Annotated in this window: 18 protein-coding genes and 1 pseudogene; 8 read left to right on the forward strand and 11 right to left on the reverse strand. The window is 55.8% G+C overall.

Going from position 1 to position 25295, the window contains the following annotated elements:
- Window positions 1-38 precede the first annotated feature (38 nt).
- Window positions 39-914 carry an MYG1 family protein gene (locus NB063_RS00105; protein WP_250926690.1) on the reverse strand — a complete coding sequence of 292 codons (876 nt, stop codon included), beginning with the start codon at window positions 912-914 and terminating at the stop codon, window positions 39-41.
- 857 nt (window positions 915-1771) lie between these two features.
- Here NB063_RS00105 and NB063_RS00110 point away from each other — a divergent pair.
- Window positions 1772-2629 carry an alpha/beta hydrolase gene (locus NB063_RS00110; RefSeq protein ID WP_250926691.1) on the forward strand — a complete coding sequence of 286 codons (858 nt, stop codon included), beginning with the start codon at window positions 1772-1774 and terminating at the stop codon, window positions 2627-2629.
- Here NB063_RS00110 and NB063_RS00115 read toward each other — a convergent pair.
- From NB063_RS00115 to NB063_RS00130, 4 genes are all read right to left on the reverse strand, one after another.
- Window positions 2539-2991 carry a LexA family protein gene (locus NB063_RS00115; protein ID WP_250926692.1) on the reverse strand — a complete coding sequence of 151 codons (453 nt, stop codon included), beginning with the start codon at window positions 2989-2991 and terminating at the stop codon, window positions 2539-2541. The two genes, NB063_RS00110 and NB063_RS00115, sit on opposite strands and share 91 nt — an antisense overlap.
- A 548-nt stretch (window positions 2992-3539) precedes the next feature.
- Window positions 3540-5444 carry an FtsK/SpoIIIE domain-containing protein gene (locus NB063_RS00120; RefSeq protein WP_250926693.1) on the reverse strand — a complete coding sequence of 635 codons (1905 nt, stop codon included), beginning with the start codon at window positions 5442-5444 and terminating at the stop codon, window positions 3540-3542.
- A 2-nt stretch (window positions 5445-5446) separates the two neighbouring features.
- Window positions 5447-7459, reverse strand: coding sequence for an AAA family ATPase (locus tag NB063_RS00125; RefSeq protein ID WP_250926694.1), 2013 nt, complete (start codon window positions 7457-7459; stop codon window positions 5447-5449).
- Between the two features lie 8 nt (window positions 7460-7467).
- Window positions 7468-8340, reverse strand: a complete 873-nt coding sequence (locus NB063_RS00130) for a hypothetical protein (RefSeq protein ID WP_250926695.1) — start codon at window positions 8338-8340, stop codon at window positions 7468-7470.
- 911 nt (window positions 8341-9251) lie between these two features.
- Between NB063_RS00130 and NB063_RS00135 the strand changes: the two are divergent.
- Both NB063_RS00135 and NB063_RS00140 read left to right on the forward strand, forming a co-directional pair.
- Window positions 9252-10424: pseudogene (locus tag NB063_RS00135) on the forward strand (DUF1559 family PulG-like putative transporter); the annotation flags it as partial.
- Between the two features lie 145 nt (window positions 10425-10569).
- Window positions 10570-10758 carry a hypothetical protein gene (locus NB063_RS00140; protein WP_250926697.1) on the forward strand — a complete coding sequence of 63 codons (189 nt, stop codon included), beginning with the start codon at window positions 10570-10572 and terminating at the stop codon, window positions 10756-10758.
- 601 nt (window positions 10759-11359) lie between these two features.
- Here NB063_RS00140 and NB063_RS00145 read toward each other — a convergent pair.
- Both NB063_RS00145 and NB063_RS00150 read right to left on the reverse strand, forming a co-directional pair.
- Window positions 11360-13144, reverse strand: coding sequence for an NAD-binding protein (locus NB063_RS00145; RefSeq protein ID WP_250926698.1), 1785 nt, complete (start codon window positions 13142-13144; stop codon window positions 11360-11362).
- A 269-nt stretch (window positions 13145-13413) separates the two neighbouring features.
- The gene (locus NB063_RS00150; protein WP_250926699.1) at window positions 13414-13683 is read right to left on the reverse strand and encodes a hypothetical protein; all 270 of its coding nucleotides are present in this window, start codon (window positions 13681-13683) and stop codon (window positions 13414-13416) included.
- Window positions 13684-13778: 95 nt separating this feature from the next.
- On the opposite strand from NB063_RS00150, the gene NB063_RS00155 reads away from it, so the two are divergent.
- The 5 genes from NB063_RS00155 (at window position 13779) to NB063_RS00175 (ending at window position 21432) form a co-directional block, all read left to right on the forward strand.
- Window positions 13779-15653, forward strand: a complete 1875-nt coding sequence (locus NB063_RS00155) for a phosphoenolpyruvate carboxykinase (GTP) (RefSeq protein ID WP_250926700.1) — start codon at window positions 13779-13781, stop codon at window positions 15651-15653.
- A gap of 382 nt (window positions 15654-16035) precedes the next feature.
- The gene (locus NB063_RS00160) at window positions 16036-17376 is read left to right on the forward strand and encodes a hypothetical protein (RefSeq protein WP_250926701.1); all 1341 of its coding nucleotides are present in this window, start codon (window positions 16036-16038) and stop codon (window positions 17374-17376) included.
- Window positions 17373-18653, forward strand: coding sequence for a DUF1559 family PulG-like putative transporter (locus NB063_RS00165; RefSeq protein WP_250926702.1), 1281 nt, complete (start codon window positions 17373-17375; stop codon window positions 18651-18653). Before NB063_RS00160 ends, NB063_RS00165 begins: the two co-directional genes overlap by 4 nt.
- A gap of 353 nt (window positions 18654-19006) precedes the next feature.
- The gene (locus NB063_RS00170) at window positions 19007-19690 is read left to right on the forward strand and encodes a hypothetical protein (RefSeq protein ID WP_250926703.1); all 684 of its coding nucleotides are present in this window, start codon (window positions 19007-19009) and stop codon (window positions 19688-19690) included.
- Entirely contained in the window at window positions 19687-21432 is a 1746-nt protein-coding gene (locus NB063_RS00175; RefSeq protein ID WP_250926704.1) for a hypothetical protein, read from the forward strand. Before NB063_RS00170 ends, NB063_RS00175 begins: the two co-directional genes overlap by 4 nt.
- Window positions 21433-21621: 189 nt before the next feature.
- Here the strand turns inward: NB063_RS00175 and NB063_RS00180 are convergent, their stop codons facing one another.
- From NB063_RS00180 to NB063_RS00195, 4 genes are all read right to left on the reverse strand, one after another.
- Window positions 21622-22692: a ThuA domain-containing protein gene (locus tag NB063_RS00180; protein ID WP_250926705.1), complete on the reverse strand. Its 1071-nt coding sequence runs from the start codon at window positions 22690-22692 to the stop codon at window positions 21622-21624.
- Between the two features lie 239 nt (window positions 22693-22931).
- Entirely contained in the window at window positions 22932-23471 is a 540-nt protein-coding gene (locus NB063_RS00185) for a hypothetical protein (RefSeq protein ID WP_250926706.1), read from the reverse strand.
- Between the two features lie 73 nt (window positions 23472-23544).
- Window positions 23545-24444 (reverse strand): hypothetical protein, encoded by a 900-nt coding sequence (locus NB063_RS00190; protein ID WP_250926707.1) that lies wholly within the window; start codon window positions 24442-24444, stop codon window positions 23545-23547.
- Window positions 24441-25124 (reverse strand): MotA/TolQ/ExbB proton channel family protein, encoded by a 684-nt coding sequence (locus NB063_RS00195; RefSeq protein WP_250926708.1) that lies wholly within the window; start codon window positions 25122-25124, stop codon window positions 24441-24443. The genes NB063_RS00190 and NB063_RS00195 overlap by 4 nt, the downstream gene beginning before the upstream one ends.
- Between the last annotated feature and the right edge of the window lie 171 nt (window positions 25125-25295).

Below are 25295 nucleotides of genomic sequence, written 5' to 3' on the forward strand. Positions count from 1 at the left end.
TTCGCGGCAGTTTCGCCAGATGATTCCTGCATACCTGCTTAGCGATCGTTTTTGACCACGGCGTTTTTTAATAGCTCTTTGAGACGACTCGGTTCCGTGGCGGTGACCTTGGCGACGAAGCCATTTTTGTGTGCAAAACGAACGTCGTCACAGCTTTCAATTTTCGAGAAATCCATACGCGGGTGATCGTTGTAACGCGACAACCCGTATCCGTCGCCCCGCCGATCAGGACAGACGATCGCGTGGAGCTCATTCTGTTTTCCTTCGCTCTCGATAAAGGCGTACACCCCGAACGAAGGATCTTCCAAAAGCGTGTCGCTCTTTTCCAAGAACAACACTTGGATCGGCTCGCTTTCGGTTTCGATCGACCAGTATCGAGCATGCGTTTTTAAGTAGTCGAGCCGCTGTCGTAACGACCTTAGGTAACTGACGATATCTTCACCCACCATACACATGACTTGGTAGATCGGATTCTCAGGTTTCAGCTCGGTCTGCTTGGCGAATCGGTTGAGGAGTGTCGTATCGAGCGGTGAATGGAGTGCTCCCAGAGCAGAACGTGGAATTTCCATCAATTCGGCGGTTTTGTTGGGGCCCATCGTATCGAGCCACTCTGCCGGGCGAAGCCAGGCGTAGAACCTGAGTGCGTCTTCGTAAATCCCCATGCTCTGAAGCACCAGCGACAACGCACACAGCGGCGGAGCATCGCGAGGGAACTGATGATGATCAAAGTTTCCGAGTTTTGGATCGTGAACTCCACCCACATCAACAACGCAGATCGATGGATCAGCCAAGTCCTCGTCCGTTGGCTCGCGTCGCTGGATCGGAACCTGGTGCAGGAACGCCAGCAGGCTGCAGGCAAGAAAGTCGTCTTTGTGGGCGCTGCCCGGATGGGTCACGATCAGCTGCATGTTCATCAAGCTCTGCTATTCCGCATTAGGATCCGATCTAAAATTCATCGCCAGCAAACATACCCGCAAATCAGATTCGCGGAACCGGTTGATCCTGGAGGCTCACCCCAGCGCGGGCTCTGAGCAGGTGGGCAGGAGCCATCGGCCCGATTCCGATTCGCCGTTCGGGCATGCGACTGGGCCGCTAGAACTTTGCAAAGTCATAAAAACGAAGGCTGCGCTAGCAATAATTCGATTCATCGTCGCGACGCGACGACATGCCAAAGCCCCGGACGCCAGTCCCGGGACGACTCCTAGTTCACTTCCATCCATTCAACCGTCTTCCATCTCATGTTTGGTTTTTGCTTGACGACTCGACTGCAGGGACAGGAGTTGTCTTTGGGACACCCGACCTTTCGATGGCGTGACGAACATGATTGAATCTCAATTAAAACTGTTAGCGATGTCCACGCAAAACCGACGCCTGCATCTCAAACGCAATATATTGCTGTGGTCGGAATAGATAAGACAAGTGCGGCGAAATCGCCGGACGGGTTCTCCGGCGGCAGGTTCGTTATTCGGCTTCCGGTTTGAGATTGCGTTCGACAGCATTCTGAGACGCTAACTGCAAACCAACTGCAAACGGAAAGCGGCCAATCACGCTGGCGGTCTGACGTCGCCCGGGCTTCACAAAAGTCGCAGCCAGAATCGAGTCTTTGCGTTGGTGAATCGTCGAACCCCGATTCCCGATCCTGATCAGGAGGCGCATTTCACAAAACCTCTGAGTTCACAAAGGCCTGACCAACACTTATTCTGCTTCAACTTGATACCGTTCCCACCAATGCTTCGTCCTGAAGCGATTACGTGCCCTCCCGAGTTAACGAATGCACTGTTTTTTGAATCGAGTCTTGCCGGTTTTTCTCGCGGCAGTTCTGTACAGTTCATCGCCCCTTGCCCAGGACAGTGCCCAACAAGCCACTGAGTACAAAACCGAACAAAATGTGTTGTATCGTTCCGGTGAGAATCTCGGTGAGGACATTCAACAAAGATGCCGACTGGATGCCTATTATCCCGTCAATCGAAAAGGCTTTGCGACCATGGTTTGGTTTCATGGCGGTGGGTTGACCGGCGGGAACAAGTCGATACCAGACGGCCTAAAGGGCCAAGGCATTGCTGTCGTGGCAGCAAACTATCGGCTCAGCCCATCAGTTCGCTCACCCGCTATTATCGACGACGCCGCTGCGGCAGTCGCTTGGACGATGAAGAACATCGAATCACGCGGTGGGGCGCCCGATCGCATTTTCGTCGCGGGGCATTCCGCTGGTGGTTATTTGACCAGCATGGTCGGACTGGACCGCAGCTATTTGGCGGCTCACGGTTTAGATCCGAATGATCTCGCCGGATTGATTCCCTATAGCGGCCATACGATCACGCACTTCACGGTTCGCAAGGAACAGGGCATCGGGGGAACCCAGCCGATAATTGACAAGATGGCACCGCTGTTTCATGTTCGATCCGACGCCCCGCCAATTCTGCTGATCACCGGAGATCGTGAACTGGAGATGCTCGGACGATATGAAGAGAACGCCTACTTTTGGCGAATGCTAAAGATCGTCGGGAACAAAGACGTCGAATTATTGGAACTCGATGGTTACGACCATGGACAAATGGCAACTCCAGCCCATCCCTTGACGCTTAAGTTCATTCGCAAAATCGTCAGCACTTCCGGTCGAGACGAATAACGGGTTAACCACCCGATCGACCCACGTTGGCTTTGCGGTTGGCCACGATTTGAGTGGCGATCTGATCGAGCATTTCCTCCGATGCATCGTTGGGATGCCCAAAACTGGATAGTGGCTTTCATTACCTTTTTCCATCGGGGCAGGGTTTCCGGGGCGCTAAGAATTTCGATCGAACGGGCGACTCCTGGTTGCCGCTTGATCAGTCCCTTCTTCTCGAGTGTCTTGAGCATTCCATTGACCGAAGGGGTGGAGACATTCATCGCATCCGCAATTTCCTGCATCGAAGGCGGCTGCCCAAACCCGTCGGTGTAAGCATGTATGAAAGAAAGGCATTTGCCTTGGGTATCGGTGAAATGGGGCACGGGATTCCTTTCAATTCAAGCCAAACGCATTTAAAAGACCGCATTTTACACATAACAGCCACACGGCGTTCGCCAACGCCTTCGATCAATTCGCGATGACGCACCAATTCACAATACTACTGAATTTGAACCACGCCGTCTGGGTGATGAAGAAGTAGAAGATGGCAAACCCGTTGCCGGTAATTCCAACGTGTTAGTTATTTTAGTCTCCCATGGCTGAGTCACCGGTCAACAAATGGATCGCGTTGTTGGCGATTCGTACTCCTGTGGCAATGACGATCGAGTAAACCGTGGTCACGGAGAATTCATTTGACCGGTCGGATTTGCGAATTTGAAATGGTTCGCCTTGCCGCTTGAGCAAACCTCCACGAGTGTTGATGAATCATGGTCTTGCTTGACTGGTCTTGAACAGCGGGACAAATCGCGGAGCGATTTGGCGACAGTCGCCCATTTGCTCCGCAAATGGCCGCAACACGGCCAACAACCGCTCCTTTCAATCGCGCCAACCAACCCATCGGTCAACTCCACCAAGACGATCGCAATTCCATTCACACTTCCTCGGCGACGAGTGAACCCGAGTAAATTGCTCGGCGTTCGTTGTCGGAAAGATAGACTGCTTGATAGCGTTTGGGGTCACCGATGTCTTTGTAGAGCAGGTCGCCTTTCATAAGAAGGTTTTCTGCGCCCGGTTCTCCGAACAACATCCGGCTCTCGGTGGCCGAAGTCATCGTCAATCCGACGCGACCGGGCAAGTTGGTTTGGATTGCGCCGGTGATCGTTTTTCGGCTGGGCTGCTGAGTTGCTAATACCAAGTGAATACCGCTGGCTCGCGCCTTGGCTCCTAATCGCGTGATACGCATCTCAATCGCAGCCCGCTGGCTGGCCGAGCCCAACATCAAATCGGCGTACTCGTCACACACGCATACGATGCGTGGGATCGGTTCACCGCGTCGGTCAATCAGCTCGGCCAATGACGAACAACCTTCGAGCATCGCGTAACGACGTTCCATCTCATCGATTAACTCATCAAAGACTTCCACCATGTCGGCATCTTCGTCACCCGGGAACACGACGGGGCGACGCAAATACGGCGAGCCTTGTAAGTCATGAAATGCAACGCGTTTCGGGTCGATGGCAACGATCTGTAATTGTTCCGTCGTGTTCGTCGCAATCAGCCCTGCCACCGCCGTGCGTAACCACTCGCTCTTGCCGCTTCCGGAAGTTCCAGCGACGAGCAGGTGATAGCTGGCCGTATCCGCCAAATCGGCCGTCTGCAGCTTCCCATCGATCCCGACTCCCACAAGTACCTTGGCGCAGCCGTGCAGCGGATCGGAGACAGGAAGCTCGATCGAACTCCATGGGACAATCTGACGATCCGGACGCTGCAAGTCGATCGTGATCGATGCGCCGATCTGGATCACGGGCGGCCGCTTCAACTGCATTCGCACCTGTAGCAGGTCGCCACAGCCTAAGAATTTCTTAGGGGCAATTCCACGTGCTGGACTCACCGTAAAACGGACAAACGTAGGCCCCAGAATCGGGGCACCGACGAACGTTGAATCGCATCCCGCTTCGACGAGCGCCGCTTTGAGTTGTTTCCCTAGCTTTTCAATACCGACCAATGACTGCTGCGTCGTGGCCGTCGGTGTGAGATGCGGCCGTGAGCTTGGCGTCGGAGTTGTCTGCGGAGGCGACGGTCGACTGGATGACGACGATTTCGTCACGTTCGCCAACTTGCCGATCAGCGTTTTGAGTCGTGATTGCGTTTCTTTCAAGTTCGATCCATCGAGCATCCGCTCTGATTTCTCGGGCAAGAAACTAACGACGGCCAACGAATCGACGGCGTCGCCCTCGAGCATCCAGTGATACAACGCCGTCTGGCAAAGATCCGCCTCGGGGGCGGTTTTCCCCAACTTGTATTCAATCACACAGCGACGTCCCTGCGGGAGCGTTAACAGCGAATCCGCGATCCCGGTCAAAACAACGGGGCACCTCCAGTTCGGATCGGTCAGTTCCAATCGCAGCGGCACCTCGTTGCGAAACCAGCCGGCAAATTCTCGGGGGTTGAAATGGCTGCTTTGGCGAAGCTGTCGCTGTCGGTGGTCCCAGAACAGTTCAGCCAGCCAACGTGTCGCCTCACCGACGGCCGTCCACAGATCCAATACCGCAGCGCCACGACCGTGCAGCGCCGCGGCGTGATCCACCAAATACGGACCGAGCTCTTTTCGGTAAGCCAAGTCTTTCATTTCGGCGACCCAATCTTCGATCGACGAGCCGCTGAAGATTGTCGAAAGCTCTTGTTCGCTGCTATGTAACAACGAAGCGATCAAGCGATGAAACGTGGTGCCCAGTTCGGATTGGGAAGGGTTGCCGGGGCCGCTCTGGGAACTCGCGAAATAGATCTGCTGCCGCACGTCGCTGACACTGATTTCAACACAATGGGAATTTGACATGCTCACCGTGCTTCACTCCTTTGCATCGACTGGCCTTCCTCGCTCAACGGCGTGGAATTAACAACGCGAAAAATCACCGAAGGATCGCCACTGACGATTTGAAGTCGGTCACTGGCGACGCCCGCAAGTTCTACGATTCGAGATTCCGCAACGCCTGTCGCTCGAGAAGCCGTATCGACCGACGCGACGGGACTGGCCTCCAAATATTCGAGCACCGCGTCCACTTCGGTGTCATCGGGCGGTGCGTCGTCGATCCATCCGGGACGTGGTGGTCGACAAAACTGATCGACCCATTCACGAGTCACGGAATCAAGATGATCGGCCAGCCATTGACGCACCGTCGTAACGGCGACAGCTTGACCATCGAGCGTGAGATCGCCACAAGTCGCGTCGGCGATCAGGGAACGAACCGCATCGAGCACCGCCATGACTTCGCGAGTCGGACGCACCAAGACGGATTCGTCTTTCGTCAACTGATCCAAGCGTTTCCGGGTCGCGACGGCCCCTGGCGAAATCGGCAATCGGCCATCACGGATCAACACCAGCTTGTGCAAATTGAACGCATTGCGATTTTCGATCAGACGTTTGAGCTGGGCGGCCAAGCTCGTCATGCTCGGCTGGTTACAAAGTGCCACGCCGACGCGAGCCTCTTTGTCCAGCCCGATCAAAACCAGTTCGATGTCACGCTTGCTGTTATGCGGGCCAGCGGGATATTCGGTCGTCCAACCCGGCTCAAGAATTGACAACAGGTTAGGCAGCGTCGACGCGATGAGGTCGTCGGTGTCTTCGGGTTTTTGCAAGCGAATCGCGTCTTCCACACGCTGTTCAAACAACGAGGCCAGTGCAGGCGTTTCATCGGTTGCAGGCGACGCCACCGCGACACCTCGCAATTCGTCAAATCGCGTCGCGGCGGCGTGCAGCAATTCGCGCGGAGTTGATCGCGACGCGAACATGGCTTCGTCATCCGCGAACGGCCAATGCTCGTTATCGCCCGCCGCGGCCGCGGTGGCGGCCATCGCGGTAACACGCGAGCGGATGACTTGTCGCATCTGATTCCGATCAAGCCGTTGCAATGCGGTTTGGCCACCCGATACAAGTCTCGCTCGATCTTGGGCGCGAATCTCGTTGTCGGCGAAGTTCGCCAGCACGCATGAGATCGCCGCCACTGTCGCTTCATCGGTCAAGTCCGCAACCGCGCGAGCGAGATACCAAACCGGCTTATGCGACGCGTCTTCCACCTCAATCGCTTCGATCTGATCAAAGCAAAAGACGATCGGAATCTGTGGACCGGCAACGTGACACAAGGCGATAACCGCAGCAAAGGCGTCGTCCTCGTTGTCGGGAGCGTAGTGGCTGGCATCGACGTTTCCGAAGAGGTGCCGAAACCCCACTTCGCTCACCAATCCACCACCCAGGTAAGCGCGGACATGGCGGCGATGCTTGCCACGAATAAACCACTCAAGTACTTGCGTGAAATCATCTCGCAAGCTCAGCTGCATTGCCGTTTCATGCCACGCATCGATCAACTCCTCCATGCGGTCTTCGCGGTGATGGTCCCACCAAAGAGCAAGGTCCGCATGTCCGTCACACTTGGTTGCCAGCCGTTTGGCCAGCACATGATCGAGCTGCGTCAGACCATCGGGCATCGGCCGCATCAAATCCGTAACGAGCTCAGTACGGATCTTTCGCCAGATCCGTCCCGACGAGGTTCGCATCCGCAGGTAGACGAAAATCTGCCATTCGTCTTCCAAGTCCGGATACGTATCGGTATCGGTCAACCGCCGCTGCAGACGCGCCAATAAGTGCGTCTTACCACTGCCCTGTTCACCGTGAATGAGGACGGAAGAACTCTGCTGCTGCGTTCGAACGGTTTGGACCGCGGCGAGACACTGCGAGTACACGTCGCCGTGGATCTCCGGCACGTCAGCGGTCGCACCTCGCCACGCGTCCGGCACGATGCCACCGAGAAATGGGTTCGGCAATGAAGAATCCACTACCGCGTTTGCGTTTGCCATGAAATCCGTTACCTCCGCACAATCAACATGTCGTAGACTTTCCCACCTTCGCCCGCCAAGCGATCTTGCCGGTCGTCCTCGCTGAGCGACATCGGATCAGGATGGACGGTGAAGTCGATCCGACCGTCGCGTTCCAACGCACGCAGCGTGTCGTCGAACGAGTCTCCATCGATCTTGAAGTTCAAGAATCGACGCAACTCGGCGATCGGAACGATCGTTCCACCGCCCCCGCCTTCGCTAACACCACAGCCCGGTCGCAATTCCGATATCGCGTCCAAGATGAGAGACTCACGCGCCGGAACGGTGTCCTGCTGTACAGGCGGCTCAGCAGCCTCAGCGACCAACAACCGTACTTGGTCAGGTGTGGTCGAAAAACGCCGAGCGATCTGTTCAATCGCGTTATCCAAAACCGCTTGCGCATCGAACGGACTGGCGGAATATCGCGTTGAGCGACTTCCCAGGAATTGACCCGAATGCAATTTTCCCGCGCGAACGAACTGTTGAATAAGATCGCCGATTTCTTTTTCGCGTAGATCTTTGAGCCGAGCCTTGAACTGCTTGACCAATTCATTCTTGGTTGCAAACCGCCCAACCGTTTGAGTCGTCAGCAAAACCTCTGCATATTCCTTGGCAGAACGATCCCAGTAACGATCGGCTTTGCCACGATAGGGAGCAAAGCGATAAACCAACCCCCGTTGCGTTAGGGAGTCCAACGCGATTTGAAGTTCCTCTTCTTCGCATTGGTAGGGGCCGGGCAGCTTTTTGCGAAGCGTGGCAATCGTTGCCGGCTCCTCGAACGTCGCCAACGTGCGTACGATCACATCGCCCAAAGCGTCAACGCTCTCGGGGACACTTGTTGAAACAACCACAGACTCGGACATAGGAAGATCTCCGGGGGGTTTGAACACCTCAGTGTTTTATCACATCGATTCCGGCTCCGACACTAGCCCGTCAATTTCGCCCAACCGGCAATCTTCACTGACGCGCAAAGCCTCGAGATGGTGCGTCGCCATCACCCTCTTTTTTTCGTTTTACCCAGTCTCGCTTTCTCACCGGTTTTGCCATCTCCTTTTATGGCCGAGTCGTTAACGAGAAAAACACGAATCACTCGCGACCAATCGCATCCACAACTTTCACGTCCTACTTGTGTTCCGTGGCCCGCCCATCGCGGCACAAGAAGAACGACGTCAACACACCCAAAAGGGAACAGTCGCAACTTTCGTGTGTTCGAGACATTCATGGCAAGCCTCACGTCGTACTTGCGATGAGTCGATCAAGTCCGCTCGGTCCTAAACCCGATTGAGCTCGTGATCGGCAATACGAACTTGCCGTCATTGTCGTTTGGGGATCCGTAGTCTTGCTTCGATTCTTAGTCGCGATAGCGACGGCATGCGAGAGCTCCGGACGCAAGTCCGAGGTTGACGTCGCCCCCCGCGAGTTCCAAGTTGCGAAGCGACGATAGATTTCGCCCCTCGGTGGTTCGTTCGCGCGCACCTCCGTTTTCTGTTGTCGTGTTTCGGCTTCGTCCGAATGGAAAAAGCGAGGCACGATTTCGGGAAAACAGCCCACCCGCCACGCGGAGACACCACCCCCTCTCCAGATGCGATGTTCGAAGGCGAGCGACGCCCAGAGAAAAAAGGGAAATATTTTGCTCCGTGTGTATAGATTGCGGGCCCGAGATTCGCTTAAGGCAGTAGATGGGGGACACGCCCCCGATTCGAATTCTACTCCATTCCTTATCGTTCTTGAGGTCTTCAATGTCTCGTCCAATCCATCCTACCGATCATAAACGGGTTTTACCCTCGTCGAATTGCTTGTCGTGATTGCAATCATTGGCGTCTTGGTGGGGCTGCTCCTACCAGCAGTCCAAGCCGCGCGTGAAGCTGCTCGGCGAATGAGCTGCAGCAACAATTTCAAGCAAATTGGTCTCGCCATCCACAACTACCATTCCGCTTACAAAAAAATGCCTAAGCATGGCACGGGCCCCATTGCTGTCCGCGCCATTGGGCAAAACTGGCCTAAGGAGCGTGACTTCCAACACGAGCGACTCAGCGCTCAAGTGGCGTTGTTGCCGTTTGTTGAACAGCAAGCGTTGTGGGAGCAAATTAGCAATCCGCTAATCGTCACCAGCGGCTCAGTTACCGAGACATACCCTGCGTTTGGTGCGATCCCCTGGAACGTCGTTGCCCAAACCAACAATTACTCGACTGACTGGACACCCTGCTTCACCGATGTGACCACGTTTCGATGCCCCAGTGACCCCGGCTACGGGTTGCCGCTAGGTGGACGGAGCAACTATGGCGTTTGTTACGGGGATGCGATCGCTCATATGCATCTCGGCCCCTATACGACATGGGCCCGCAATGTTCGAGCAGACTCCGAGTACAAAGCGGCTGCTCGGGGCTGTTTCGGTCTCTACACCCAAACGGCATTTCGCGACATTCTTGACGGCTTGTCGAACACCATCTGCATGGGCGAAAACAATTCAGACTTGGGTGACGAACACATCACAACCTCGCCACGTCGCGGTGGGGGTGTCTCTAATAATCCATCCAACTGCAGTGGGCAAGTCGAGGCTTCGCGTCCACAGTTTTGGCGGACGTCACCTCACAAGAACAACTTCGTCGAAACGAGGCGTGGAGCCTGCTGGGCGGGAGTTACGATGGGCTGGACGATGTGCAACACAATCCTTCCGCCCAATCGTGAAGTTTGTGCCACTGGCCACAATACCGCCGGAGGCGGTACCTGGACCGTTAGCAGTCGACACCAAGGTGGCGCCCATGTCTTGATGGCGGACGGGGCAGTCAGGTTCATCACTGATTCGATCGAAGCAGGCGATGACAGTGTCGGTCCGGTGGAATTCGGTCGGACGGGGGCTCGTGCTCCTGGCTCTGCAAGCCCATATGGACTCTGGGGGGCACTGGGAACACGTGCCGCTAAAGAGGTCATCGACGAGGAATTCTAATCGCCTCGTTATCGCCACGATGCGCCGCACCGAACTACGGTGCGGAGTTTTCAAGCCTTCGTTTTTCGTTTTTCGTGGCAAACGAAGATCGATGCTTATCGTTCGTAATTAAAACTTTTCTGTTATCTTGTTGAAGAGAGAATTGATGTTGCTCCGTTTTTTGATTTGCGTGTTCCTTTTCGCTCCTTTTACGATCGGATGCTCAGGCAGTTCCGAGAATCGCGTGATCGATACGTCGGAGCGCAGAAGACTGACTCCGGAAGAAAAGGCGGAGAGAATGGGTGCGATGGACTCAGAAGCGACCGACATATCGGAAGCTGAGGATTCGGAATAGCGAGCCGCTGATTCTCGGAACTGCTCGTCGACAACGCGTACTCGCACGACAGCGTGCGAGCTAGCCGAGGCGTTCGCCTCGCCTGTTGAGCAAATCGCCACGTGTGTTGATAGTCAATTGCCGCGCTAGGCTGGCTTGCAGCAGCGCGGCAAATCGCGGAGCGATTTGGCGACAGTCGCCCATTTGCTCCGCAATTGGACGCAACGTGCCAAGCAACCACCAACCAAACAGAGCCAGCCACAAACGTGATTCGACTTGCCTACAGTCAGATCACCTTGCCAACACTTCGCCATCCGGTGGCAATGACGATCGAGTCAAAATTGGTCGCGGCGAATCGTCGTGACCAGTCGGAGTTGCGAATTTGAAATCGGTCGCCCTGGGTTTGAACGAACCTCGTCAGTGTTGATAGTCAATTGCCGCGCTAGGCTTGTTTGCAACAGCGTGGCAAATCGCGGAGCGATTTGGCGACAGTCGCCCATTTGCTCCGCAAATGGACGCAACGTGCCAGGCAACCATCAAGCAAACAGAACCGGCCACAAACGTGATTCGACCGGACTACAGTCCGATCACGTGGACGGTCAGCCATCTTCTGTTCGCACTCTTACTGACGTTGGAGGATCGCCGAGAGTTGATCGATCAATGCTTCACAGCGTCGTTTGAATTCTCGATAGACCGGATGCACTGCGTCCAGCTCATCGCCCGCTGCAATTGACTCCAATTCCGTGGCGAGTTGATGGAGACCCGACGCCCCGAACACATCCAACGATCCTTTCAGCGTGTGTGTCGAACTCCGAATTTGTTCAACATCGTTTTGATCAAGTGCGTACTCCAGCTCCTGCAACAGACGAGGAGTCTCGTCCAGCATGGCTTTGATCAGCTCATCCATTAACTTCGGATCGTCACCGGTGAGTTTTTTGAGTCCCTCAAAACTGAACTCGCTCGGAGTATCCGATTGGTCTTCACACTTGACCTCGGAAGCCACTTGATTCGCTGACGGTTGCTTTCGGCTGGCGTGGGACTCACGTTTCTTGGCAAACGCCTCTTCAATACAGGCCAACAGTTCTGAACTTTTACTTGTTTTGCGGATGCACATGTCCGCGCCAGCCTCTTTGCCGCGGTGCAAGAACTCATTCGCCTCATCGGCAGAATATAAAATGATCGGAACTTCGTCGAATCGAGCGTCCTTTCGGAGCGCGGCGGCAACCTGGTAGCCACTCAATTGAGGCATATTGACATCGAGCACGATCAGTTCGGGCTGCTGCAACTTCGCCAACTCCAACGCCTTCAGGCCGTTTTCTGCTTGAATGACATCGTAGCCGGCGGCGATCAGTTTACGAGAAAACAGAAGTCGCAAGGCGCGATGGTCATCCGCCAACAGAACGGTCCGCGGCTGGGAAACCGCGTTGACAAAGTCTTCGGTTGATCGAACGCGTTTGTACATCACCAGCGTCTCACCCGGCCCGAGTCGCGTTTGGACGGATGAGTCTGATTCGAAGGCACCATCAACGTGTTCAATTCCACAGAGTCCAATGGCACCGCACTCTTTCAGAACCTGAGCGACGGAAATTGGCGTCCGGGTTTCGTTCTTGAAGCTCGCCAGCTCAAAGCCTCCGACACTGGACAGGGACGATTCGCCGGGCGATGAGGATCCGTCCTGCTGACGAATCAAGTTCGCGATTTGCTGCCCTCCCAATTTCATTGGTGAAACAACGATATCGGCACCAGCACGCAAAATACGATCTTCGACGCTTGAGTCTTCTCCCCTCGCGATGATCAGGATTTTGGGATTCAGTTCACGGGCTGCGAGCGAAATGAAAAGATTATCCGCATCGTCGGCGAGCACCGCGATGACACCACTGGCATGTTCAATCCCTGCTTCTTTAAGCGACGTGTCTGCGGTCGGATTGCCTTTCACGATCGCGTACCCCTCGCGTTCGACCACTTCGGTCGAGTCTTTGTCGGCGGTGATGACCACAAATGGCAATTGTTGCTGAACGAGTTCTCCGCAGATGGCACCGCCAATTTCGCCGAACCCGCAAACGATGTAATGATTCTTCATCATCCGGATTCTCCTTCGCATTTGTTTTTGAGTAAAAATCCCGACGCCTTCCAGTTCGCTTTGAACAATCAAGCGGGCGAACTGGGTCGCGAAGGCCACCACGGCTCCAAATCCACAAAACACGAGCACGACGGTGAAATATCTTCCATGGATCGACAGCTTGTGAACTTCATGGAACTGAGTCGGGGTGATCGCGGTCACCGCCATGTAGAACGCATCATGAACGCTGATCCCTTCCTCAAGCAAGAGAAAGCCCCCGGTGCCTACGGACAACACCAAGGCAACAAAGAACAGGATGGGCAGCAGATACCGGGCGGATTCTTTCATGCGGCTGACAGATAGACGATTAAATGCACCCTTGCAGAACTCGACTCCAATTCCCCCGGCATCCCAGTCTATCACCTGTCGACCAGCGGAGCCATCGATCGTCGATCATCGGCAATCCGATGCCGTCGAGTCCTTCGAAGCGTTCGCTCGATGAACTGCGGTCGAACCTCTGCGGATCGAGTTGATTGGTCGATGTGCGTCGCTTCGGCGTATGCCGTATCCGAAATGCACTCGAAAATCACGTGGCCTCGACCATAAAACATCCATTCTCAATCATGCGAAGGCGTTTGATTGACTCGCCGGCTGGGCAACACGCCTTCTGACGATCGAAGTCGCGGAGGCCGGCTGACTTCGTCCTCAGCGACCACCAAACCGCGCCAGCGGTTTTCGACGCATACGGTTCCCAGCGTTTGGTCCCAAATCGGGACCGGGCGGCTGATTGGGCCATCGGCATTCGCCGACAAACGTTGTCGCGATGATTTGTTTGCACGCCAAGCCCAAAGACCGAATCGCGAAGTGTTACAATTCGGTGGGAGCATGGGTTTACGTCGAGTGTGGAACACCCCCGGCGATCGATGCAGGATTAGGACGCTACATTTTTGGAACGGTTCAAGTTCAGGAAAGGGATGAATAGATGGCGACGACACACGAACAGGATGCCCAGTCAGTCGATGACTCCAATGCGCAATGGGGTGGCCGTGATCCGGCCACCCCGCTCAGCCAAAACACGCACCTGTTGCGATGGATTGAGAAGATGGTCGAACTCACCGAGCCAGATGCGATCCACTGGGTCGATGGGTCCCAACAGGAATACGACACGCTGTGCAATCAGATGGTCCAAAGCGGCACGTTCATCAAATTGAACCAAGACTTGTGGCCCGGTTGTTTTCTTTCACGCTCCGATCCCAGCGATGTCGCTCGCGTCGAAGACCGCACGTTTATCTGTTCGCTTTCCAAGGATGCCGCCGGACCGACGAACAATTGGGAAGACCCCTACAAGATGCGGCGAAAGCTCAAGGGGCTCTTTAGCGGATCAATGCGCGGTCGGACGATGTATGTATTGCCATTTAGTATGGGACCGATCGGTTCGCCGATGTCCCAGCTGGGTATGCAATTGACGGACTCGCCCTATGTCGTCGTCAACATGCGAATCATGGCTCGGATCGGGATGCCGGTCCTCGAAGAGATCGAAAAGGACGAAAAACGGGTCGTGCCCTGCCTGCATTCGGTGGGCGCTCCGCTGGAACCCGGACAGCAGGACGTTGCTTGGCCCTGCAATAAGGAAAAGTACATCGTCCATTTCCCTGAAACCCGTCAGATCTGGTCATACGGATCCGGCTATGGTGGCAACGCGTTATTGGGAAAAAAGTGTTTCGCGTTGCGGATCGCATCCAACATCGCGCGGGACGAAGGTTGGATGGCCGAACACATGTTGATCCTTGGCGTGGAAGACCCGCAAGGCGAAAAGACCTACGTCACCGCCGCATTCCCTTCGGCTTGCGGAAAAACAAACTTCGCAATGCTGATCCCGCCAAAGGGCTTTGAGGACTGGAAAGTTTGGACGGTCGGCGACGACATCGCTTGGATCAAACCCGATGCCGAGGGGCGACTGCGAGCGATCAATCCCGAGGCGGGTTTCTTTGGTGTCGCGCCAGGGACGTCAGCAAAAACGAATCCGAATGCCATGGCGACACTTTCCCGAAACACCATCTTTACGAATGTCGCACTCACACCCGAAGGCGGCGTTTGGTGGGAAGGGATGACCGACGCTCCACCGGCCGAATGCGTCGATTGGCAGGGACAACACTGGACGCCCGAAATAGCCAAAGAGACCGGCGCGAAAGCGGCACATCCGAACTCCCGTTTTACCGCCCCCGCTTCACAGTGCCCGACCATTGATCCGGACTGGGAAGCCCCCGACGGCGTTCCCATTAGCGCCATCATTTTCGGCGGCCGGCGAGCGGCGACGATGCCGTTGATTTACCAAGCATTCAACTGGAGTGCGGGCGTTTACATCGGCTCCACCGTTGGCTCCGAAAGGACGGCGGCAGCGGCGGGGACGGTGGGGGAAGTACGCCGCGATCCGATGGCGATGCTACCGTTCTGTGGTTATCACATGGGCGACTACTTCCGACACTGGATCCAAATGCAACGATCGCTCACGGAGACGCCGCGAATTTTCCATGTCAATTGGTTCCGAAAAGGTGACGATGGTGAATTCTTGTGGCCGGGATTTGGCGAGAATCTTCGTGTCTTGAAGTGGATCATTGACCGGACCCGCGGGCGATCGCTCGGCAAAGAAACACCGATCGGATGGGTGCCGCTTTACGAAGACATCGAATGGAACGGTCTCGACTTCCCGCGGGAAAATTTTGAAGAGATGCAAGCCGTCGACCGTGAGGCGTGGCGTGCCGAAGTGCTCGCACATGAGGAGCTGTTCATCAACCTCCACGATCGTCTTCCACCCGAAACCGTGTTCGAACGCGAACTTCTGATCTGTCGGCTTTAAAGTTCGATTGTCATCGCGTTGCGTTTGTTTTTCCTAAACCACGGACTTACCTCCGTGGCGATCGCATGTCGTCACTTGAGACGTCGAGTGATTTAGTGCTCTTCTTAGCGGAACAAAGCAAGCTGTCTGTTGAGTTAGTCATTTCGCAAACATGAGTGAGCCGACAGCGATAGCTGCGGACGTCCAATGCGCGCATCGTAGCCGGAAGGCCCGCGGCTAGCGCCGACGGCTCACTAAATCAACAGCCTGCAAGCCGGCCGGTCTCGCGATACCGGACGGTTTGCGTGCCATTGCGCCCGCGTCGGCTCACCGCACGCAACGACGCGGCGAGTGGTATAAAGTCAGATTCCATGCTTTGCTTCTTTATGGATTGAGAGTGCTGATGATTCCGCGCCAGCTTCTTCGGCGACTCGCAGCGTTGTTCTGCGTCTGCGTCCCGTTGATTGTCGACAAGCCCTGTTCGGCAGACGAGCTGCTGACCTTGCATCTGAATCGAGTCACGCCGGGGGAATTTCCAGCCCAGCATTGGTATCCGGATAATCGCCCTTCGATTACGGATCAACGAGAGGCGATGGTCGAGTTGGTGGAGATGTTGTCCGCACTCGACGACCGTACGATGAAGGAACTCAAGATCGCTCACGCGGACCGGGCCCTCATGGTTCGTGATTGGGAGATGACGAATCTGAAAGCCCGCATCGATAGACTCTGTCAGACCCATCAGCCGATCATCGACAAGCTCAAAGCAATTCGCTGGTCAAACGCAGCCAACGAAATCGTCCCTTTTGAAATTGTTAGCGTTCGCTATCAGATTCAGGCATTGGCTTACCTGACCAACTTATACGCGATCCGAGAGTTTTCCGAAGGACGAGTTAAGTCGGCATCTCAAACGCTCGCCGGCGGATACGCGTTTGCTCATAACCTGATGCGTACAACCGGCACGCTGAACGTTGTCATGGGGATCGTCCTGCAGTCAGTGATGACGAATGCCATCGCCGATCTGCAATCACTCGGCTCGCCTGATATGCGGGCCATGCTGTCTCGGCTTGACGCAAGTCAGATGGCGCCGCAAGCACTGGATCATTCGATCTGGAAGGAGGTATGCGAATCGATGCCCGTATTGATCGATCGCCCGCGAACGCCGAGCGAGTGGCGTGAAGATGTCGCTGCGACTTTGCAAACGTTCAAACGCGCGGACTTGACGCCCAACTCGAATGAGGAAGCCGAACGTTTGGGGCGGCAACTTCAGACGATGGTCCAGACAAGGCCGCGAGTGAAAGCGTTAAGCATATCGATAAATTATGAACATGGCGGACTCGAGGAAGTCCAGACATTGAAACCGGGCCAACAGTTGCGGATGCAAATGACGATGAACATCCCGGCCCTTGCCGAATACGTCGACACATCTCTGGATAAGAGCGTCCTCGATCGAGCGCAAAACGATTTCCGGCGACGACTTTGTGGGCTGCGGTGCGTTGAGGTGTTACGTATCGAGTCTGCCAAACGCGGGCGTTGGCTGTCAGACGTCACTGCCGATCTCTTGGAAGCGTTTCCAAATCAGCGAGGCACGAACCTGAAGCCAACCCTCAAAATCGAGCAAGGATTGAACGGGTTGCCTTCTTATGAGATCCGTTTGCCAGAAACAGATTTCTTGGCCGGGTTTTTCAAGCCGTCACATCAGATCGAAACCATCTCGGTCAGCATTCAACAGGATTTTCCCCGATGAGAACGAGACGTTCAAACTTTTTGAAGTGTTTTACCCAACAGCGACGTTGCGGATCCAACCCGGTCGATGTGGTTGCCATCTTGGTATTCCTCGGCATCGGTCTCGCATTCCTACTCGTCGACTTGCAACGAAGACGTGAGGCGACTCGTGTCGATAGCTGCCGAAACAACATCCGGAACATTGGGATCGCCATTTCCCACTACCATGATGTCCACCAACAGCTTCCCATCCATGGCACCGGAACCCACGATGAAGCGTCGGCGACGGCAGACGAAGGTGATGCGGGCCCAGGCGGCACGGGTGGAACAGGAGGAGGAAACAACGGAAAGTTTCTCAGCTTCCTGGTAGGAATTCTTCCGCACCTGGAGCAGCAGGCGATCTGGGATACGATTCGCACGCCATCCTCCAAAACGGTGAGAGGGGATCTCGCCCCGGGTGCGGTTTGGAACGCGATGGGCCCCGCGACGAGCCAACGAGCCTATCCGCCTTGGGTCACCGACATCGCCGCTTTTCGCTGCCCGTCCGACCCCCGAAACGGCCCAATTACGGGACGCACCAACTATGCAGCCTGCTTGGGCGATGCACTCGATTTCCAAATGGATTCAGCGATCCGATTTCACGAACCCTCCAACAGCTGGAAGCTCGATCCGCTGGCGCGTCGACGAGTCGACGCTGCGGCACGGGGAGCCTTCGTGTTTCGCGAAGACATGACGTTGTCTGATATCACCGACGGGCTGTCGAACACGATGCTGGTCAGTGAATTGGTAACCAGTCAAGGTGCGCGAGATACTCGAACCAGCCCGGCGCTGGGATATGGCGAACAGACACCGGCGATTCCGGTTCGAGGTGGAATTTTTGACACGCCTCGCTGCAGTGATCAGTCGATCAACCCGATGAGGCCACGATTCTGGATCGGTCCCAATGATCGGTCCGCTCCCAAATTGCCGATGCGTCCGGATGAGTACCGGGGAATGCGTTGGTCGGATGCGCGAGCCGTGTGCACCGGTTTTAACTCGATTCTGCCTCCCAATAGCAGTGTCCAGGTTGCAGGCATGGACATTAGCGGTCCCGCGGTGGTGCCACCGAGCAGCAATCACCCAGGGGGCGCACACGTGTTGCTAGCAGACGGTTCAACCAAATTCATTTTCGATTCGATCGACTGCGGCAATCTTTGGGGTGGAACCATCCGGCTGGGTATGCAAGGCGATCTTGCCCCGGGCAGCCCGAGCGCCTTCGGAGCTTGGGGAGCGTTGGGAACCCGCGCCGCCAACGATTAGTTCGAGTCGCAGATTTCGATGTGGGTTAAAGAACGGTGAAATCGGGCCACGCGTTTGGATTCAAGGCGGCTGGGAGGCGGTTAAGAACCGGTGTCTACTAGTTCTCGATCAACATTGAAAATGGGTTGCAACCGGAAGACTTACGCCACATGGCATCTACTTTGTTAGCGGTGCGGCGTAGGACGCCCGGTTGCAGTGAGTTAGATTCTCGAGATTCACCGGGCGGTTCGCGCCGCTCCGCTATAAAACCACCAGGTAGATCGGTCGGCGGATCGATTACCGGCGGCATTTCCTTGGAGTTGCGTTTGTCTTTTGAAAATTTACGTTCGATTTCCCTCACACGCATTTTGCTGGTGACTTTGGTGGTCGTGGGGGCGGTGTTCTCGATTCAATCCAACTGGAAACTGTCGGGGCTGCGCAAGACGCATTCGAAACTTCGCGAGCAAGCCGGCTTTCTTGACGTCGAAGATCCGAGCAAAGTTGCCGTGTCGTTTGTCCCTTTCGACAAGGACGACATACCGCCCGGCGTTGAGCAGGCGTATGTGTGGCGATACCGCATTCACTTTCCCGCCAATTACGGGACATGCTACAAGACACAGCGAGGACTTGTGAAAGCGGATTCGCCTCAGGGACGCGGCGGATCAGGAAGCAGCTGGTCTAGCCCTAAGCCGGCTGCCGAAGTCGTGTTGGCAACGATGGCTCTGCTGAAGACCGACGGTAAATGGATCTTTTGTCGTAGCGTCGGAGGCGGTTCGAGCACGTCCAGCCTGCCCAAAGATTTCAATTTCGAAGACCTCGATAATCTCGTCTTCGAGCCCCTCGTCTCACCGGGCGACAAAACCCGAACGTTCGAAACCGATGAAGCGATCTGTCTGATCCGAGTGCGTGAAAAACAGCTTGCGAAAAAACGCCGCGGCGGGACCGAGGATGGCCTTTATCGCGGCATCAGTGTTTACGTCTTTAACAGTAATCACAAAGACGCCTTCGAGGCTTGGGCCAAGGGCAATGCGACGTCCATGAAAGAGGCAATGCCATGAAAGATGCCCCAACCTCCGACACATCAACATCCCCTTCCGCTACATCAACCAAACACGCGGCCACTTCACGCAATCGACGTAAACGGATGCGTTTCGGATTGCTGGAGTTGCTTCTGTTGACGACCGTCGTGGCCGCGTGGTTGCCGGTTGTCCTTGCGCGGCGTTTGATTCCGAAACTTCAGTCGGAAATCGAAACCATGCGATTCTCGACATCAGAGCTCATTGTCACCGACGAACAAAAGCTCACAGTTCGGGCGTTGCCGGACATCTGGAGCAACATTGACAGTTGGAAATACCACTTGCCCGAGGGTGCTGACCTCGAACTGCGACTGGCGACCGAGTTCATTAATTCAGTCTCCTCACCGTCGGACTATCAAGCCGTCGCGTTGCCGACTGGGGAACATTCGATCCACTTTAAACACACCAGCGATGCGGACGGATACCATTCGGTGGTCTACCTCGATGCCGAAGCTGTGTTGCAAAAACATCATCCCAAATCGTGGATCACGACTAGCGGCAGTTCGAGCACGGGCAGCGCATCGAACCAGTCCACCTCCTATGAACTGGACCAGCCGCCCAATCTCAAGGTGCAACGTTTCTCACAGAGCCATCCGCTCATTCAATACGAGTCGATGGAACTTCCTGGCGAGTACGATAGTAAGGGCAACTATTTGTGGATTTCACCCGCCTCGGTTGTGCCCAGCCCAGCTCCCATCTTCTATTACTCGCAGGACAAGCACGGGCACGAGGGCGTCGGCCACCGACAGGGCATCAAGGTGTTCCGATCAAACCACGCAGGCTTAGTCGGAGTCATTGGCATTTTGCCGTCGTTGGACTCAACGCTGGGCGACAAGCGCCACTTCTATCCGTACTGCCCACTCGGCGTTTCTGTCCGTCCGGTCGTCAGCGACCAATCAGCTCCCGAGGCTCCTGAAGCGAAAACCAATCCATCGATTGGTGCTCCTCTTTCGCTGCGAGACTCGATCGATCCGCCAAAGGAATACGACGATAGTTACGCACGCGAATCGATTACCGAAGCATCCGTTGACGAAGATGGTCAGACGATGCGAGTCTTCGCACATTACAAACCGTTTGAATCAGGAGCTAAACCCATCGTTGAGATTCTCTTCGATGCTGCCCACCCCGATCGCGTCGGCTTCCTTCCACGTGCCGCACCTGACAGCGTGCCCATGAAAGCATGCCAATTCGTGACACAATTCGATGCCCGATACCTGTGGCGTGAGATTGAGATGATTGACGACGAAGCGGATGAACGATCTCGTCGACCGCTCGCATCGCTGTACCCAAACATTGATTTCAGCGAACCGCCCGATCTGACGGCCTATGACATCGCTCCCTTCGCCTGGCGCAGAATCGCGACTTCCAAATTGCCGCTTGCCAAATTGCAAGAGGACGGTTTCGAGATGGCTCAGCTCAACCTTCTTACCGACGTGAGTAATGCGACCGCGCTTACCTACCCAGCGGGACTGGATCAAAAATGGAAATACACAGGCTTACCAAATCGCCAAGTTTGGTGGCTGCCAATGCTCGACTCCGACGATGAGTCGGAGATATCGGTTGAGGTTCGAGGTGCGGCTGTTTTTCCAACCGCACAACTGCTGATTCCCGGCGGGCCCGCGATCCAGAACGTACGTATTACCGTTCCGATGCCAGCAAAGGAACCGGTGTGGTTGGAGATCTCCGCCGAACCGGCCCCGGATGCTGCCACCCCCGTAAATTAGCAGGATTGCGGCTTTAGAGCATTTCCATTTTTGTCGTAGCCACCGTCGCCCGACGGTGGACCACGTTCTGGCGAACGTAGCTACCTTTAAAAACCTACGTCATTTACAGAAACGCTCTAGCGACACCAGTTCCGCCAGGTCAAGTCCGGCGGAAGCTTCGGTGCGGGCTACGAGCGGAAGACGCGAGTACTACTCGGCCGACTCGGGGACATACGTCGCGGGCGGATCGGACGTGGTGGCGGAGTGCCCGAGGCGGAAGTCCTCCGGTTTGAGGCCTCGCTTTTGGAAGTACTCGCTGTTGAGGAATCCGAAGAATGATGGTTGGTACGGATCCACGAAGCTGACATCGGCTTTCTCAGGGACCTCTTCACCGGACAAGTACAAACAAGCGTTAACGATCATGCGACGCAGATCTTCGTTGCGGAAGTCAACCGCTCCACCCGCGGTCGTTGTAAACGCTTGACCGGTTTCGCCTGACGGAACTGAATACGGCTTCACCCACGCGTACGGCATCATGGGGCTGTTGCGACCGTCGGTGACCGGTGGTGAGGCGGGGTCGAGGAGTTGGAGCACTTGACCACGCAGCAACACAGTCGCTTCCTCTTCATCGAGATGAACCACCCCGTACACGTCACTCGGCGTGTAGACGTCTTTGACGCCGTTGAGGATCGGGTGATCGGCATTTTCGCGAACGATCAATCCGCGAGCCCCTTCCACTTTATGTTTGCCATGGTGGCTGTGCCAGTTTTCACCGAGCACGTTGATGCCGAAATTCTTCCACTCAATACCGCCATAGTTGCCACCCTTGAACGCGTGAGTCGCGGTGCGATAAGCGACGAGTGGTTTGCCCGCTTTCAAGTAATCGAGAAACGGTGCCATTTGATCGTCGGGCAACTTTCGAAAACGTGTCGTCAGGACGCAAAGATCCGCGTCGGCGAGCGTTTCCATCCCGGGGATATTGCCTTGATCGTAGGGGTTGATCACGCCCGTTTCGCTGTCAATGGCGAACAAAACCGTGCACTTGAATCCGTAACGCTGGCTCAAAATCTTGGCGAACATCGGACACGATTCTTCCGAGCGGTATTCTTCGTCGCCGGAAATCAAAACGATGTGCTTGCCGTTGGCGGTTCCTTCGGCAGGCTCGATGACGAGGCGATCGTCGGCGGTCGCTGACGAAAACGCCACAACGCATAACGAGAGAACCGCGAGGACCTGTCCAAACGATGCAAACCGGTGAGATTTCAAGTTAGTGATTTTCATGTTGTTGGAACTAAACGTGTGAGGTGAGAGGTAGGCCTGCGAGTGATCTCGATCGAGCGAGAACATCGCGTCACCAATGTAATCGAATCAACGCCGCGGGTGTTTAAACACATGCCATCGATATGAAAACTCAATCGCCAGATCGAAACCGTCTGTCGACTGCCCGGCATGCCGGAATAGGGCGAGCCCAGGCGTTTCGCCTGAGCCGCAGTGTTCGTCTGGACATCGGCCGGCGGGCGTTATTCCAGGTCGACGAGCTGGCGGCGGGAGTCGATTTGGTCGTCGGTCAATCCGGCTTCAGACAACCGCCGCATTACCGCGGCTTCGGCAGCAGCGATCGCGTCGGGCGTTCGGGATACTCGCACGAGGATCCCGTTGGGTTCCCCCTCGATGGTGCCTGCAAAGGCGATGATTTGTTCAATACTCATCGGCTCACGTTCGGTTTCGCCGGCAGCTTTGAGCACGAGATATTGATTGCCGTCGATGAGTATGTCGACGACCGCTGGCAGGACGGGGACCACGGGAGTGACGTCTAATTCCGACGCCGCTGCCCGCATCGCTGCCTCTTCGTCCGTGATGGTCGCATCGTCGAGGGCGTCTTCCTCCGGCGCATCGGTTGGTTCCGCTTCAGCGGGCCGCGAAACACTCGGTGCGATCGAAACTTGGCCGTCGGGGTCGCTGCCGGTGCCGTCGCGGAACCCAAGTCCAAAATTCAAATACTGACTCGCGATCAACAACGCGATTCCGCCCCCGATGACGATTGGAACTCGTTTACGCATATCGGAACTGCTTCAATAGATGAGGGGACATTGATCGGAAGATCATTAACGTACGTAACAATGAAAGAATCGGTCAGTTGGGATCGGGAGTGGTGCCGAGCACGGTGTACTCGAAACGGGTTTCAGGGGTGTCGGCACGCAGCCGTTCGAGTGCCTGCGGCATCGCATCGACGAGAGGTTGGTAGACACCCGCGACACTCTGCGGCGCATACGATACTAGCAGAATCACGAGTCCCTTGGGTTGCGGCAGTTGTTTGTAGGCGGCGAACAGGCGATCTGCGACCTCGCTCGTCCGGGCGGATTGAGACCGTGATTCGAGCCGAAAAGATTCCCTTCGCTCGCCTGCCAGCATATTGATGCTACCGTTGTCAGCGGCGTGGATGGTCCAGATTTCGGCACGTTTGAGTAATTCGGCGTGTCCGATCAGGAACCGGATGACCGCGTTCGGATCGGCTTGCCCGAGTCGACTGGCCTGCGCGATCGCGCTGGAAACGGGGTCAACGGTTGTTTCTTCGGAAGGATTCGGAACGAGCTGGGATTCGACGTCCGCGATCGCCTGCTCGTCGAGCGAAAACCAACGGCTGATTTTCTGCATCGCGAATTCCATTTCGGCGAGACGCGATTGGGTCTGGTTCACGGCTTCATCGCGAGCGGCACGGGCTTCGTCGCGTTGCTTTTCGAGCAATTTACGTTGCGACTGCAGCGCCTCGCGGATCCCGGTTAGTTCGCTACGTTCGCGGGCGATTTGAAAGGTCAGCTTTTCACGCTCTGATTGCAGTGACGCCGTCTGCTGCTTGGACACCTCCCGCACATCGAGAAATTGTGCAAAGACGATGATCAACAACAGATCCATCAACGGCGTCAGTTGAAAACGTGTTCGTCGTGACCACCAATTCTTCGACAGCCGAACGTCGTTCGACGAACGGTTCGGCGGTTGATGGGGTGCGGCGGGGAGGGGCGTTGTGTCGTTCACGCCGGAGCGTCCGTTGCGTGTTCGTTGGTGGTATTTCCGTTCGTCTCGTGACCGGCCGCTGACTGCTCGTTGACGGACAGTTCGCGTTTGACCTTGGCGGCCATTTCGCGAACACCGAGGCGATTTTCAGAAAGGCTCGCAAAACCGGGTTCGACAACGCTGCCGATCAGCATCAACAGGATCGCGGCGGACAACCCCGCGAACGTGCTCCAGATCGCGTCACCAAACCGAGTCACGATGATGCTGACGGACGCTTGATCGTCGGCCGCCAGGGCCGAACCGATTGCGAGGATCGTGCCGAGAACCCCAGCGAGCGGGTAGGCCTCGATCATCGTCCGGGCGACGTTCCAGGCGGTTTCGAAACGCAGCGAATGCAGGTACTCGCGTCGCTCGTCGAGGATGCGAATACGATCGGCGAGCCGGACGCGGTCAGGACTGCGGTGGGGCTGTGCCATCACATCGCCGATGTCGGCCAAGAAGGCCTCGATTTGGTCTGACAAATGGACATTGAAATCCATCCGGCTGCGGTGCGGCAAACCTGACGTGAACCGCTGCAAAGTTTGAGCAATGCGTTTTCGGTCCGCTCGGGCCCACAAAGTCAGTACGGCGAAAGCGAGCAAATGGACGATCGCTGCGGCAATAATCGCAAGCGTCGAATAAGAAGAAATCAGTTCCAGCATGAAAACTCGGGTCGTACCCGCAGGCGTGTTAAAGGTGGACGGCGAGAGTGCCACTTTCGGCCAAGTCGCGGACGTGGCATCATCTGGGCGCCCACTTTCGAATCGAGACAGCCCGAACATCCCCGGCACAGTGTTGTGCGTGTGTTTCCGATTCTCGACCAACGCCCCCCT

The sequence above is a fragment of the Aporhodopirellula aestuarii genome (assembly GCF_023701485.1).
In the GTDB taxonomy this organism is placed as follows: Bacteria; Planctomycetota; Planctomycetia; order Pirellulales; family Pirellulaceae; genus Rhodopirellula; species Rhodopirellula aestuarii.